Here is a 713-nt window from a genome sequence, read left to right on the forward strand (position 1 = left end):
TGAAACCGCGCGCCCCCCGCGAACCGCGAATCGGCGTCGGCCACGCCCTCGGCGCGGATCACCCACTCGAAGGCGGCGAGATCCGGATACTCGCGCATCAGCCGGCCCGATTCGTCGAGCACCGCCTCGATCTGATCGATGGCGGTCCCGGGGCCCGCGGCGGCCGCCCGCAGCCGGGGCAACGCGACGTCGGTGCGTGCCGCGATCGCGGCCTTGATCAACTCGGCCTTGTTCGGAAAGTAGTTGTACAGGCTGGCGCTCGTGACGTTCGCGGTGCGAGCGATCTCACGGATGGTGGTGCGGGAGTAGCCCATCTCGGCCACACACCGCATCGCCGCGGCGATGATGCGCGAACGCGTCTGCTCCCCGTCGGCGCCCACCGGGCGGCCCAATTGCGACGGTGCGACGCTCATGCCGCGCGGAACCCGCCGCGGGCCGGTCCATCACACACTGCGCACCTCCGCGCGGAAGCCGGAACTAATCGATCACTCGATTATATTCGACGGTGTCGGGCACGAGAGCCGGCGGACAGGACGCGCGAGTGGGGAGAGCACGGTGACGCGGGCGCAGCGTGGGCGCCCGGTCGGCGCCAGCGGCGAGGAGACCCGCCGGCGGATCATCGTCGCCGCCATGCGCTGTGTGGCCACGGTGGGATACTCGCGAGCCACCATCCGTGAGATCGCTCGCACCGCGAACGTCACGAGCGCCAGCCT

General features: G+C 70.7%; 2 protein-coding genes. One reads left to right on the plus strand and one right to left on the minus strand.

The window, feature by feature from the left end; genetic code table 11:
• Window positions 1-413, minus strand: a 413-nt coding sequence (locus tag A5697_RS20845; protein WP_156673243.1) for a TetR/AcrR family transcriptional regulator, incomplete at its 3' end; no start/stop codon positions are given.
• Window positions 414-555: 142 nt separating this feature from the next.
• Between A5697_RS20845 and A5697_RS27385 the strand changes: the two genes are divergently transcribed.
• The coding region (locus tag A5697_RS27385) for a TetR family transcriptional regulator (protein ID WP_156673242.1) at window positions 556-713 on the plus strand (158 nt) is incomplete at its 3' end.

It is taken from the genome of Mycobacterium sp. E3251 (genome assembly GCF_001666835.1).
In the GTDB taxonomy this organism is placed as follows: domain Bacteria; phylum Actinomycetota; class Actinomycetes; order Mycobacteriales; family Mycobacteriaceae; genus Mycobacterium.